Origin of the sequence: Burkholderia sp. MSMB1498 (assembly GCF_001526245.1) — a bacterium.
Classification (GTDB): Bacteria; Pseudomonadota; Gammaproteobacteria; order Burkholderiales; family Burkholderiaceae; genus Burkholderia; species Burkholderia savannae.
Map to the genome: position 1 here is coordinate 15417 of NZ_LOYJ01000049.1, position 13809 is coordinate 29225.

The following is a 13809-nucleotide window of genomic DNA, read 5'->3' on the forward strand; positions in this document are numbered from 1 at the left end:
GAATCGTCATGAAGAGCCCGAACGTGTCCCGTCAGACTTTCGATGAAGTGATGGTGCCGGTGTTCGCCCCCGCGCCGTTCGTGCCTGAGCGCGGCGAAGGCTCGCGCGTGTGGGACACGGAAGGCCGCGACTACGTCGATTTCGCGGGCGGCATCGCCGTCACCGCGCTCGGCCACGGTCATCCGGAGCTCCTCAAGGTCCTCGACGAGCAAGGCCGCAAGCTCTGGCACATCGGCAACGGCTACACGAACGAGCCCGTCCTGCGCCTCGCGAAGCGCCTCGAATCGCTCACGTTCGCCGATCGCGCGTTCTTCGCGAACTCCGGCGCCGAAGCCAACGAGGCCGCCCTCAAGCTCGCGCGCCGAGTCGCGTTCGAGCGACACGGCGCCGACAAGTACGAGATCGTGTCGTTCCTCCAGTCGTTCCACGGCCGCACGTTCTTCACCGTCAGCGTCGGCGGACAATCGAAGTATTCGGAAGGCTTCGGCCCCGTGCCCGAAGGCATCCGGCACCTGCCGTACAACGACATCGCCGCCGCAAAGGCCGCGATCGGCCCGAAGACCTGCGCCGTGATCGTCGAGCCGATCCAGGGCGAGGGCGGCGTGATCCCCGCCGATCCCGCGTTCCTCGAGGCGCTGCGCGAAGCATGCGACGCGCACGGCGCGCTCCTCATCTTCGACGAGGTGCAAACGGGCGTCGGCCGCACCGGCCATTTCTACGCGTACATGGACACGGGCGTCACGCCCGACATCCTGACCACCGCGAAGGCGCTCGGCAACGGCTTCCCGATCGGCGCGATGCTCACGACGAAAGAGCTCGCCGCGCACTTCAAGGTCGGCGTGCACGGCACGACGTACGGCGGCAATCCGCTCGCGTCGGCGATCGCCGAGAAGGTCGTCGAGCTCGTCAGCGATCCGGCGCTCCTCGAAGGCGTCAAGGAGCGCAGCGCACGCCTCACGGCCACGCTCGAGAAAATCGACGCGCGCTTCAAGCTCTTCAAGGAAGTTCGCGGCAAGGGCCTGCTGATCGGCGCGGAGCTCGTCGACGCGTTCGACGGCCGCGCGAAGGATTTCGTGTCGGCCGCGGCCGACCATGGCGTGATCATGCTGATCGCCGGCCCGAACGTGCTGCGCTTCGCGCCGTCGCTCGTGATTCCGCTCGACGTGCTCGACGAAGGCCTCGCGCGCTTCGAGAAGGCGGTCGAGCAGGTGCTCGCCGCGCAGGCCGAAGCTACGCCGCGCTGAGCAGCCCCTAAGCAGCCCCTAAGCAGCGCCCAAGCGGCCCATATCGCTGACGTAGTAATGCTGACGTAGACAGGAACGACGATGCTCTTCGTACGCCCCGGCAGACTCGCCGATCTCGACGCGCTCGCGCAGATGGCGCGCACCGCGCAACCCGTGCTGCACTCGCTGCCGCACGACCGCGCGGCGCTCGAAGCGCGCGTCGCGCTTTCCGAGGACTCGTTTCGCGCGGAAGTCGACTTCCCCGGCGAGGAGTTCTATCTGTTCGTGCTCGAGGACAGCGCGACGGGCAAGCTGCTCGGCACCGCGAGCATCGTCGCCGCGGCCGGCTATTCGGAGCCGTTCTACGCGTTCCGCAACGACGCGCTGATCCACGCGTCGCGCGAGCTGCACGTGAACCGCAAGATCCATGCGCTCACGATGTCGCACGAATTGACGGGCAAGAGCCGGCTCGCCGGCTTCTACGTCGATCCGTCGCTGCGCGGCGACGCCGCCGCGCATCTGATCTCGCGCGCACGGATGATGTACATCGCCGCGAACCGCAGCCGCTTCACGCCCGAGGTGTTCTCGCTGTTGCTCGGCGTCACCGACGAGACGGGCGCGTCGCCGTTCTGGGAGGCGGTCGGCCGCAAGTTCTTCGGGCGCGACTTCGCCGCGGTCGAGATCGAGTCGGGCGGCCGCAGCCGCACGTTCATCGCCGAAGTGATGCCGACCTATCCGCTTTACGTGCCGCTGCTGCCCGAGGCCGCGCAGCGCGTGCTCGGCGAGCCGAACGAGCACGCGCTCCTCGCGTACGACATCCACCTCGAGGAGGGCTTCGAGCCGGACCGCTACGTCGACATCTTCGACGCCGGCCCCGTGCTGACCGCGCAGGTCGACCGCACCGCGTGCGTGACGAAGCACGCCGAGCGCACGGTGCGCGAGGCGGCGCGCGCGCAGGGCGACACCACGTATCTGCTCTCGAGCGGGCGCGGCGACGCGTTTCGCTGCGTGCTCGCCGATCTGCCCGCCGACAGCGCCGACGCGCCGCTGCCCGCCGAGGCGCGCGCGGCGCTCGGCGTCGCCGACGGCGACACGGTGCGCTGCGTGCCGCTGCATCAGCGCGACGGCCAACCGTCGGACCAACCAGGAGACGCAGCATGATCGTCGTTCGGGTCGTACAAACGGGCGACGTGGATGCGCTCGTCTCGCTCGCGCAGGAAACCGGACCGGGGCTCACCACGTTCAAGCCGGACCGCGACGCGCTCGCCGCGCGAATCGAGCGCACGCGCCGCACGCTCGAGAATTGCGCGACGCCCGCCGAGGCCGGCTATTTCTTCGTGATGGAAGATTCGCAGTCGGGCGACATCGCCGGCGTGTGCGGAATCGAAACCGAAGTCGGCCTCGCGCAGCCGTTCTACAACTATCGCGTGAGCACGGTCGTCCACGCGAGCCAGGATCTCGGCGTGTGGACGAAGATGTCGCTGCTGAACATCTCGCACGACCTGACGGGCTACGCGGAAGTGTGCTCGCTGTTCCTGAGCCCGCGCTACCGGACGGGCGGCGTAGGCGGCCTGCTGTCGCGCTCGCGCTTCATGTTCATCGCGCAGTTCCGCGAACGCTTTCCGGAGCGCATCTGCGCGGAGCTGCGCGGGCACTTCGACGACGACGGCACGTCGCCGTTCTGGCGCGCGGTCGGATCGCACTTCTATCAGATCGATTTCAACGCCGCCGATTATCTGAGCTCGCACGGCCGCAAGTCGTTCCTCGCGGAACTGATGCCGCGCTTTCCAGTCTACGTCGACCTGCTGCCGCGGGACGCGCAGGACGTGATCGGGCTCACGCATCGCGACACGCTGCCCGCGCGCAAGATGCTCGAAGCGGAAGGGCTGCGCTATCAGAACCACGTCGACATCTTCGATGCGGGCCCCGTGCTCGAATGCCACGTCTCGGATCTGCGCACGGTGCGCGAGAGCGTCGTCGTGCCGGTCGCGATCGGCGCGAGCGCCGGGCGCGACCGGCGTGATGGGGGCGACGGACGCGACGAAGCGCCGCGCTCGCTCGTGTCGAACACGTCGCTCACCGATTTTCGCGTCGGCGTCGCGCCGGGGCTCGTCGAGGACGGCGCGTTCACGCTGTCGGCCGACGATGCCGCCGCGCTGCGCGTGAGCGCGGGCGATCTCGTGCGCGTATTGCCGCTCAAACCCAAACAGAGATAACGGACATGACTGAACTCTTCATCGACGGCGCCTGGGTCGACGGCGCGGGAGCCGTCTTCGCGTCGCGCAACCCCGGCACGAACGAGCGCGTGTGGGAAGGCGCGAGCGCGTCGGCGCACGACGTCGACCGCGCGGTCGCGAGCGCGCGGCGCGCATTCGCTTCGTGGTCGGCGCTCGATCTCGACGCGCGTTGCGCGATCGTCAAGCGCTTCGCCGCGATTCTCGTCGAGCGCAAGGAAGCGCTCGCGACGATGATCGGCCGCGAGACCGGCAAGCCGCTGTGGGAGGCGCGCACCGAGGTCGCGTCGATGGCCGCGAAGGTCGACATCTCGATCGCCGCGTACCACGAGCGCACGGGCGAAAGGCGCACGCCGATGGGCGACGGCGTCGCGGTGCTGCGGCATCGTCCGCATGGCGTCGTCGCGGTGTTCGGTCCATACAACTTCCCCGGCCACTTGCCGAACGGGCATATCGTGCCGGCGCTCATCGCGGGCAATGCCGTCGTGTTCAAGCCGTCGGAGCTCGCGCCCGGCGTCGCGCGCGCCACCGTCGAGATCTGGCGCGACGCGGGGCTGCCCGCCGGCGTGCTCAATCTCGTGCAGGGCGAGAAGGACACGGGCGTCGCGCTCGCGAACCATCGGCAGATCGATGGGCTCTTCTTCACCGGCAGCTCCGACACGGGCACGCTGCTGCACCGGCAGTTCGGCGGCCGGCCGGAGATCGTGCTCGCGCTCGAGATGGGCGGCAACAATCCGCTCGTCGTCGCCGACGTCGAGGATATCGACGCGGCGGTGCATCACGCGATCCAGTCGGCGTTCCTGTCGGCGGGGCAGCGCTGCACGTGCGCGCGCCGGATTCTCGTGCCGCACGGCGCGTTCGGCGATCGCTTCCTCGCGCGCTTCGCGGACGTCACGTCGAAGATCACGGCCGACGTCTACGACGCCGATCCGCAGCCGTTCATGGGCGCGGTGATCTCGGCGCGCGCGGCGTCGCGTCTCGTCGCCGCGCAGGCGAAGCTCGTCGAGCTGGGCGCTGCGCCCATCGTCGAGATGAAGCAGCGCGATTCCGCGCTCGGCTTCGTCAACGCGTCGATTCTCGACGTGACGAACGTGCGCGCGCTGCCCGACGAAGAGCATTTCGGCCCGCTCGCGCAGATCATTCGCTATACGGATCTCGACGACGCGATAGCGCGCGCGAACGACACCGCGTTCGGCCTGTCGGCGGGCCTGCTCGCCGATGACGAAAAAGCCTGGGACACGTTCCGCCGCGCGATCCGCGCCGGCATCGTGAACTGGAACCGGCCGACCAACGGCGCGTCGTCGTCGGCGCCGTTCGGCGGCGCGGGCCGCTCCGGCAACCATCGCCCGAGCGCGTACTACGCGGCCGATTACTGCGCGTATCCGATGGCGTCGGTCGAGAGCGCGCAATTGCAGATGCCCGCGAGCCTCTCGCCGGGCCTTCATTTCTGAGCAGGATACGACGATGAACGCTAAAGAAGCCAATTTCGACGGGCTCGTCGGCCCAACCCATAACTATGCGGGGCTGTCGTTCGGCAACGTCGCGTCGCTGTCGAACGAGAAATCCGACGCGAACCCGAAGGCGGCCGCGAAGCAGGGGCTGCGCAAGATGAAGCAGCTCGCCGAGCTCGGTTTCGCGCAGGGCGTGCTGCCGCCGCAGGAGCGGCCGTCGCTGCGCCTCTTGCGCGAGCTCGGCTTCTCCGGCAAGGACGCCGACGTGATCGCGAAGGCTGCGAAGCAGGCGCCCGAGATGCTCGCCGCCGCGAGCTCGGCGTCCGCGATGTGGACCGCGAACGCGGCGACGGTGAGCCCGTCCGCCGACACGAGCGACGGCCGAGTGCACTTCACGCCGGCGAATCTGTGCAGCAAGCTGCATCGCGCGATCGAGCACGAATCGACGCGTCGCACGCTCGCCGCGATCTTCGCGGACGAAGCGCGCTTCGCGGTGCACGACGCGCTGCCCGGCACGCCCGCGCTCGGCGACGAGGGCGCGGCGAATCACACGCGCTTTTGCGCGGAATACGGCGCGCACGGCGTCGAATTCTTCGTGTACGGCCGCGCCGAATTCCGCCGCGGGCCGGAGCCGGCGCGCTTTCCCGCGCGCCAGACGTTCGAGGCGAGCCGCGCGGTCGCGCATCGCCACGGCCTGCGCGAGGAGGCGACGATCTACGCGCAGCAGAGCCCGGACGTGATCGACGCGGGCGTGTTCCACAACGACGTGATCGCGGTCGGCAATCGCGACACGCTGTTCTGCCACGAGCGCGCGTTCGTCGACAGGCAGGCGGTGTACGACGCGCTCACCGCATCGCTCGGCGCGCTCGGCGCGCAGCTGAACGTTATCGAGGTGCCGGATCGCGCGGTGAGCGTCGCCGACGCGGTCGGCTCGTACCTGTTCAACAGCCAGTTGCTGACGCGCGACGACGGCCGGCAGTTGCTCGTCGTGCCGCAGGAATGCCGCGAGAACGCGAACGTGTCCGCGTATCTCGACGCGCTCGTCGCCGGTAACGGGCCGATTCGCGACGTGCGCGTGTTCGATCTGCGCGAGAGCATGAAGAACGGCGGCGGGCCCGCGTGCCTGCGGCTGCGCGTTGTGCTGACCGATGCGGAGCGCGCTGCGGTGAAGTCGAACGTGTGGATCAACGACGCGCTGTTCGCGTCGCTCGACGCGTGGATCGACAAGCACTACCGCGACCGGCTGTCGCCCCTCGATCTCGCCGATCCCGCGCTGCTCGACGAATCGCGCACCGCGCTCGATGCGCTGACGCAGATCCTCGGCCTCGGCTCGCTCTATGACTTCCAGCGCTGATCGCGGCGGCGACGCCGCGTGGCTCGACGATTTCCTCGCGCTGACGCTCGCGGGCGAAAAGCCGCGCGCGGAAGCGGGCGAATGCGCGGGGCGTGCGGCGGTGCGCTGGCGCTGGCTCGGCGACGGGCTGCTGCAGCTCGAGCCCGCTGACGCGGCGCTGGCGAGGCAAAGCGTGCTCGTATCGGCGGGCGTGCACGGCGACGAGACGGCGCCGATCGAGCTGCTGTCGATGCTCGTGCGCGATCTCGCGCGCGGCGCGCTGCCGCTGCGCTGTCGCCTCCTCGTCGCGCTCGGCAATCCGGGCGCGATGCGCGCGGGCGAGCGCTATCTCGACGATGACCTGAACCGGCTCTTCGGCGCTCGCCACGCGCAGCTCGCGGCGAGCCGCGAGGCGCCGCGCGCGGCGCAGCTGGAGGCGGCCGCGTCGGCCTTCTTCGCGACGGCCGGCCGCGCGAGGGGCGCGCGCTGGCACATCGACATGCACACGGCGATTCGCGCGTCGGTGTTCGAGCAGTTCGCGCTGCTGCCGCACACGGGCGAGCCGCCGACGCGCACGATGTTCGAGTGGCTCGGCGAAGCGGGGATCGCCGCGGTGCTGCTGCATACGGCGAAGGGCAGCACGTTTTCGCACTTCACCGCGGCGACGTGCGGCGCGCTCGCGTGCACGCTCGAACTCGGCAAGGTGATGCCGTTCGGCGCGAACGATCTCGCGCGCTTCGCGCTCGCCGACGCGGCGGTGCGCGGCCTCGTCTCCGGCCGCCGGGACGCGCCGCGCGGGCCGCTGCCGCGCGTGTTCACGGTCGTCGACCAGATCACGAAGCAAAGCGACGCGCTCGAGCTCCTCGTCGCGAAGGACGTGCCGAACTTCACGCCGTTCGCGCAGGGCACGCTGCTCGCGCGCGACGGCGACTACCGCTACGCGGTGCGTCATGCCGAGGAGCGCATCGTGTTCCCGAATCCGGCCGTGAAGCCCGGCCTGCGAGCGGGGCTTCTCGTCATCGAGACGACGCGCGACACGCACGCGTCGCTCGCGTGAAGCGCGGGCCGGGCCCGATGCGGTCCGGCCGGACCTTGGCCCGGCTCGGCCCGGCGCAACCCGGCGCCTCGCGCATTCAGCGGTCGAGCCCTTCCGCCGCCAGCGCTTCCTTGACCTTCGGCCGCACGGCGATCCGCTCCATCAGCGCGACGAGATGCGGATACGGCGCGAGCGGAATGCGCAGAAAGTTCGACCAGTTCGCGACCGCGAACAAATACGCGTCGGCGACCGTGAAGCCGCTCGCGCTCAGATATTCGCGCGTCGCGAGATGCGCATCGACTTCGTTCAGGCGTCGATCGAGCTTGTCGAGGCATTGACGCCGCGTCGACTCGGCGGTGTCGTCGTGAAAGAGCCACGGACTGTACGTCTTGTGCAGCTCGGAGCTGACGAACGTCAACCATTCGATCACCTCGTAGCGCGCCGGCGTGCCGTGCGCGGGAATCAGCGCGCCCGCGGGCGCGAGATCGCCGACGCGCTGCAGCAGCGCGGCCGCTTCGGTGTGGCGCGTGCCGTCGTCGAGCTCGAGGAGCGGCACGTAGCCGCGCGGCGATACCGCGTGGAAGTCGCCGCCGTCGCCGGCGATCCGATGTTTCGACAGATCGACCCTGACGGCTTCGAACGGCAGGCCGGCTTCCGTGAGCGCGATGCGAATGGCGAGCGAACAGGCGCCGGGCGTGTAATAGAGCTTCATGAGCGAGCGTTTCCTCGTGTTGACGATAGGTCGAAGGCGGCGGGCGGCGCTCGAAGGCGCGCCCGGGATACGTCGCTCGAATAGCGGCGACGCACTCGACGATAACGGAAAAGGCGCGAAACGATGCGTGTGGAAACGTGATATGAACCGACGGCCATCGACACGCAGGCGGCGCTCGCTCGCGCTCGTGCGCGCGCGCACGCTCGCGCAAGCGGCGCGCCGGATGAACCTCGACGCGCCCACCGTGTTCCGCGAGGTGCGGCGGCGCATCGAGCGGAGCCCGGGCGGCGGCTGTGCGCGCGCTCGACGCGCGGCTATCGGCCGACGTCGCGCGGCGGGCGGCTCGCGCGGCACGGCGAGTGCATCGAGGCGAAACGCGCCGCCGACGCCTGCGCCGCGTAGCCGGGCGCGATCGCCGCGCGTTCCGGCGCATGCCTTGCGCGATTGCGACATCGTCTTGCAACTTCCGTTCGACGCGCCCCCCATTCGATGCGGCGCCGCGCGAGCGAGCGTTCGACGGCCCGGGGCGCGCGAGACGGTACAATCGCGACCTTGCGGCTGTTGCGCCGCATCACGGCCGACCCGCGCGATTGTCCGGAAATTTCGGCGCTGCAATGATGCGGCGGTCCGGTCGTTGACTGACATTGTTCGTTCAAAGCGAGGAGAACACCTGATGAAGTTGAACTGGCGGAAGATGGCCGTGTTAGCGGTCGCGACGGCCGCGGCGCTGGAGGCGGGCAGCGCGTTTGGCGCCGACCTGAAGGAAATCCGCTTCGGCGTCGAGGCGTCGTATGCGCCGTTCGAATACAAGATGCCGGACGGCAAGCTGGCGGGCTTCGACATCGACATCGGCAACGCGGTGTGCGCGAGGCTGAAGGTCAAGTGCGTGTGGGTCGAGAACGCGTTCGACGGGCTGATCCCGGCGTTGCAGGCGCGCAAGTTCGACGCGATCAACTCCGACATGACGATCACCGAGCAGCGTCGCAAGGCGATCAACTTCACCGATCCGATCTACACGATTCCGAACCAGCTGATCGCGAAGAAGGGCAGCGGCCTGCTGCCGACGACCGCGTCGCTGAAGGGCAAGCGCATCGGCGTGCTGCAGGGCACGATCCAGGAAGCGTACGCGAAGAAGCGCTGGGCGCCGGCGGGCGTCGAAGTCGTGCCGTACCAGACGCAGGATCTCGCGTACGAAGACCTGAAGTCGGGCCGCCTCGACGCGACGTTCCAGGATTCGGAAGCGGGCGCGAAGGGCTTCCTGTCGAAGCCGCAGGGCGCGGGCTTCGCGTTCGCGGGCGATCACGTGAGCGACGCCGAGATCCTCGGCACGGGCGTCGGCTTCGGTCTGCGCAAGGGCGACGCGCAGTTGAAGAACGCGGTCAATCAGGCGCTGAAGGACTTGAAGGCCGACGGCACGATCGACGGCTTCGCGAAGAAATACTTCAGCGTGCCCGTGACGCTCAAGTAACGCATTCGACGGGCGGCTCGCCGCTCGTCGCGATGTGCTCGAATCGACCGGCCGCGCAAGCGGCCGGTTTCGTTTTGAGGCGCGCCGGTGCCGCTCGGCGCAAGGGCGACCGGCGCCGCTTCGCGATAGCGGCGCGCGCGGCGGATGCGACCGGCCGCGCGCGCCGCGCGCATCATGCGCCGTTCGGTCGGGCCGAGCCGCCCGCGCCGCCTTGCGCGCCGCCCGGCCGCTGATCCGCCATCGGCGCGTCTGCGCGCAGATGCGCGTCGCTCGTCGCGCGGCCGCGATAATCGGTCCAGCACTTGCGTTCGGTGTCGTAGAGCTTGCAGCGCCGCGCGGTGTCGAAATACCAGCGCCAGCCGAAGCGCTGCACGACGATGCGCCCCGGCAGCATTGCTTCGAGCTTCGCCTGCGCGCCCTTCAGCCCGTACAGCGGGATGCTCATGTCGACGTGATGCGCGGTGTGCTCCATGATGTGATGCAGCAGCCCGCCGATGCCGAACGGAAACGTCAGATGCAGCGTCGTCGACACGAACGGCGCCGCGCGCGACCATTCGGCGCGGTTCGCGTGCCACGAGATCCGCGGATCGGTGTGGTGGACGTAGACGACGAAGCCGATCATCGAGCACCAGAACAGGAACGGCACGGCAAAGCCGGTGACGAGCAGCAGGAGCGTCGACTGATGCGTCGCCGCGGCGATCCAGACGACCGCGCCGATCCACAGCGCGGCGAAGCCCGTGACGAGCAGGCAGTCGCGCCGGAATATCGGCCGCGACGCGCCGAGGTAGGCCTTCGCCGGAAAGTACATTCGCAGCCACCAGATTTCGACGAGATAGTAGAGCCCCGGCGCCCAGCCGCTGCGATAGATGCGGTCGAGAAAACGCCGCGTCGGCGACAGCGCGGCGAACTCGTCCGGCGTATGCGGCGCCCACACGAAATCGAAGCCCTTCAGGTTCGTGTAGCCGTGATGGACGACGTTGTGGCCGACTTCCCACAGGCTGTATGGCGTGAGCGACGGCAGGAACGCGATGCGGCCGAGCCAGCGGTTGAGCCGGTGATTCGGCGTGAGGCTCTGATGGCACGCGTCGTGGCCGATGATGAAGAGGCGGCCGGTGACGAAGCCGGCCGCCATGCCGCAGACGATCTTCGCGACGCTGGACGGCGCGAGCAGCGCGCCTGCGAGCGCGGCGAGGAGCAGCAGATAATCGACGACGAGCAGCGCGATCGAGCGGACGATCACACGCTCGCCGAACGGCGTGATCCACGAGCGGATGACCTTGCGGTGCGGCATCGGCTCGTCGACGCGAATGGGGTTGGAGGAGTCGTTCATGGAGTCGATAGCACAAAAAGACATCGAGGCGCCGGTGCCGGTATCCCGCGCTTCGCCCGCCGAACGGCGGCGCGGATACCGGTCGCCGGATCGCAGGCGCCGCGCCCGAGGCCCGCGCGACGACGCGAGCGTGAGCACGTGCGCATGCGGTTGCAATGGCGTCGGCGAAGCGACGGACGATGCGAATGTCGATCGTCGCTCATGTTCGCCGACGCTTCGGAACACGAATCGAAAACGAATCGAAATCGGCTCGCGCGGCGCCGTCGAATCCGGTAACGCGTGCACCGCGTGCAGACGGCCGGATCGGCGCGTGCGCCCGGCGCGGCGAGAGCAACGAACAAGCAAAGCGGCAAACATGCAACAAGAGCGATGCCGTCCAGCGCGGGACGGCATCGCCGACGCGCGGCAAGACCCGTCGCGAGGCTTGTCGCAAGGCTTGTCTATCGGGACATCATGTTCATGCCGACGTTGTGCATGACCCAGACCGTGCCGAAGATCAGGATCAGCGCGGTCAGCACCGTGTAGCTGAACGCCATCACGTTCCAGCGCTGGCTCGACGACGTGTTCATGTGCAGGAAATAAACGAGATGCACGACGATCTGCACGGTGGCGAGCACGGCGAGCGACACGAGCGTCTCGCGCGGCGGCAGCACGCCGCCCATCACGAGGCCGAACGACGCGGCCGTCAGCAGCACCGACAGCACGAAACCCGCGATGTAGCCGCCGATGGTGCCGTGCGCTTCATCGCCGTGAGAAAGATGCGTATGTGCCATTCAGATCACGCTCGCAAGATAGACAAAGGAGAACACGCAGATCCAGACGATGTCGAGGAAGTGCCAGAAGAGGCTCAGGCAGGTGAGCCTGCGGATGTCCCGCTCGGTCAGCTCGGGGCGGCGCAGCGCCTGCGCGGCGAGCACGATCATCCACGCGAGGCCGGCCGTCACGTGCAGCCCGTGCGTGCCGACGAGCGTGAAGAACGACGACAGGAACGCGCTGCGCTGCGGCCCCGCGCCTTCGGCGATCAGGTGCGAGAACTCGCGCAGCTCCATCGCGAGGAACGCCGCGCCGAGCACGAACGTCACCGCGAGCCAGCCGAACACCGCGCCGCGCCGCCGCTTGTGCGCGCCGATCATCGCGAAGCCGTACGTGATGCTGGAAAGCAGCAGCGCGGCGGTCTCGAGCGCGACGCCTGGAATGTCGAACAGGTCCTTGCCGGTCGGGCCGCCCGCGAACTGATTGCCGAGCACCGCGAACGTCGCGAACAGCGCCGCGAAGAGCACGCAGTCGGTCATCAGGTACAGCCAGAAGCCGAACACCGAATGCGACGGCGGATGATCGTGCGATGCCGCGTGGTCGAGCATCATCGTGTTGTGCGACATCAGTTGACCTCCAGTTCGACTTCGGCCGGCTGCGCCGGCATGCGCGCGCCCGTGCGCTTTTCTTCGATCTTGCGGACCGTTTCGGCCGGAATGTAATAGCCGTCGTTGTCGCCCGCGCTATACAGGATCACCGTCGCGACGATGCCGACGAGCGACGCGATCGCGAGCCACCAGATGTGCCACACGAGCGCGAAGCCGAGCACGAGGCTGAACATGCCGATGATGAAGCCCGCACCCGTGTTCGACGGCATGTGGATGTCCTGATAGACGATCTTCTTGCCGGCGCCGACACCGAGGCCATGTTCCTTGCGGTACGCGAGCTCGTCGAGCGCGTGCACGGTCGGGATCACCGCGAAGTTGTAGACGGGCGGCGGCGACGTCGTCGCCCATTCGAGCGTGCGGCCGTCCCACGGGTCGCCCGTCGTGTCGCGGTAGGCGGGCTGGTTGCGGTTGCGTACCGCGACCCACACCTGCGCGACCTGATGCAGCACGCCGATCGCGATCAACGCGACGCCGCACGCGGCGACGATGAGCCACGGATGCCATGCGGGGTTGTCGTAATGATTCAGGCGGCGCGTCATGCCCATGAAGCCGAGCACGTAAAGCGGCACGAACGACACGTAGAAGCCGATGAACCAGCACCAGAACGCGCGCTTGCCGAGCTTCTCGTCGAGCTTGAAGCCGAACGCCTTCGGGAACCAGTAATGGAAGCCCGCGAGATAGCCGAACACGACGCCGCCGATGATCGCGTTGTGGAAGTGCGCGATCAGGAACAGGCTGTTGTGCAGCACGAAGTCCGCGCCGGGGATCGCCATCATCACGCCCGTCATCCCGCCGAGCGTGAACGTCACCATGAAGCCGATCGTCCACATCACGGGCGCGGTGAACTCGATGCGGCCGCGGTACATCGTAAACAGCCAGTTGAAGATCTTCACGCCGGTCGGAATCGCGATCACCATCGTCATGATCCCGAAAAACGCGTTCACGTTCGCGCCCGAGCCCATCGTGAAGAAGTGGTGCAGCCACACGAGGAACGCGAGCACCATGATCACGCACGACGCGTAGACCATCGTCTTGTAGCCGAAGAGCGGCTTCTTCGAGAACGTCGAGATCACTTCCGAATAGATGCCGAACGCGGGCAGCACGAGGATGTACACCTCGGGATGGCCCCACGCCCAGATCAGGTTCAGGTAGACCATCGCGTTGCCGCCGGCGTCGTTCGTGAAGAAGTGCATGCCGAGGTAGCGGTCGAGCGCGAGGAGGGCGAGCGCGACCGTCAGGATCGGGAACGTCGCCATGATGAGGACGTTCGAGCAGAGCGCGGTCCACGTGAACACGGGCATCTTCATCAGCGTCATGCCGGGCGCGCGCATCCGGATGATCGTCACGAAGAAGTTGATCGCGGTGATCAGCGTGCCGACGCCGGATATCTGCAACGCCCACAAGTAGTAATCGACGCCGACGCCCGGACTGAACTGCAGCTCCGACAGTGGCGGATACGCGAGCCAGCCTGTTTGCGCGAATTCGCCGACGATGAGCGAGACGTTCATCAGCAGCGCGGCGACGGCCGTCATCCAGAAGCTCAGCGAATTGAGGAACGGGAACGCGACGTCGCGCGCGCCGATCTGCAACGGCACGATGAC

General features: G+C 68.2%; 11 protein-coding genes and 1 pseudogene. 7 read left to right on the forward strand and 5 right to left on the reverse strand.

Features of this window, described 5'->3' with window-relative positions; translation table 11 throughout:
* Window positions 1-8: 8 nt before the first annotated feature.
* The 6 genes from WS91_RS08755 to astE all read left to right on the forward strand — a co-directional run bounded on the left by WS91_RS08755 (window position 9) and on the right by astE (window position 7298).
* A complete protein-coding gene (locus WS91_RS08755) occupies window positions 9-1244 on the forward strand; it encodes an aspartate aminotransferase family protein (protein ID WP_059584787.1) in 1236 nt (411 codons plus the stop codon).
* An 81-nt stretch (window positions 1245-1325) separates the two neighbouring features.
* Window positions 1326-2384, forward strand: coding sequence for an arginine/ornithine succinyltransferase subunit alpha (gene aruF, locus WS91_RS08760; RefSeq protein ID WP_059670125.1), 1059 nt, complete (start codon window positions 1326-1328; stop codon window positions 2382-2384).
* Window positions 2381-3439 carry an arginine N-succinyltransferase gene (gene astA, locus WS91_RS08765; RefSeq protein WP_059647997.1) on the forward strand — a complete coding sequence of 353 codons (1059 nt, stop codon included), beginning with the start codon at window positions 2381-2383 and terminating at the stop codon, window positions 3437-3439. Before aruF ends, astA begins: the two co-directional genes overlap by 4 nt.
* 5 nt (window positions 3440-3444) lie before the next feature.
* On the forward strand, window positions 3445-4908 hold the full coding sequence (astD, locus tag WS91_RS08770) for a succinylglutamate-semialdehyde dehydrogenase (protein WP_059670126.1): 1464 nt from the start codon (window positions 3445-3447) through the stop codon (window positions 4906-4908).
* Between the two features lie 13 nt (window positions 4909-4921).
* Window positions 4922-6262, forward strand: coding sequence for an N-succinylarginine dihydrolase (gene astB, locus WS91_RS08775; RefSeq protein WP_059670127.1), 1341 nt, complete (start codon window positions 4922-4924; stop codon window positions 6260-6262).
* The gene (gene astE / locus WS91_RS08780; RefSeq protein ID WP_059670128.1) at window positions 6246-7298 is read left to right on the forward strand and encodes a succinylglutamate desuccinylase; all 1053 of its coding nucleotides are present in this window, start codon (window positions 6246-6248) and stop codon (window positions 7296-7298) included. Before astB ends, astE begins: the two co-directional genes overlap by 17 nt.
* 76 nt (window positions 7299-7374) lie before the next feature.
* Here the strand turns inward: astE and gstA are convergent, their stop codons facing one another.
* Window positions 7375-7989: a glutathione transferase GstA gene (gstA, locus tag WS91_RS08785; RefSeq protein ID WP_059670129.1), complete on the reverse strand. Its 615-nt coding sequence runs from the start codon at window positions 7987-7989 to the stop codon at window positions 7375-7377.
* A 673-nt stretch (window positions 7990-8662) separates the two neighbouring features.
* Here gstA and WS91_RS08795 point away from each other — a divergent pair.
* Window positions 8663-9457 (forward strand): ABC transporter substrate-binding protein, encoded by a 795-nt coding sequence (locus WS91_RS08795; protein WP_059670130.1) that lies wholly within the window; start codon window positions 8663-8665, stop codon window positions 9455-9457.
* Between the two features lie 172 nt (window positions 9458-9629).
* On the opposite strand, the pseudogene WS91_RS08805 reads toward WS91_RS08795, so the two are convergent.
* The 4 genes and pseudogenes from WS91_RS08805 to WS91_RS08820 form a co-directional block, all read right to left on the reverse strand.
* Window positions 9630-10933 (reverse strand): annotated as a pseudogene (locus WS91_RS08805) (fatty acid desaturase).
* Window positions 10934-11227: 294 nt separating this feature from the next.
* Window positions 11228-11560, reverse strand: coding sequence for a cytochrome o ubiquinol oxidase subunit IV (gene cyoD / locus WS91_RS08810; RefSeq protein WP_038755318.1), 333 nt, complete (start codon window positions 11558-11560; stop codon window positions 11228-11230).
* Window positions 11561-12166: a cytochrome o ubiquinol oxidase subunit III gene (gene cyoC, locus WS91_RS08815; RefSeq protein WP_038755315.1), complete on the reverse strand. Its 606-nt coding sequence runs from the start codon at window positions 12164-12166 to the stop codon at window positions 11561-11563.
* Window positions 12166-13809: cbb3-type cytochrome c oxidase subunit I (locus tag WS91_RS08820; RefSeq protein WP_059670131.1), on the reverse strand; the 1644-nt coding region annotated here is incomplete at its 5' end. The genes WS91_RS08820 and cyoC, both read right to left, overlap by 1 nt.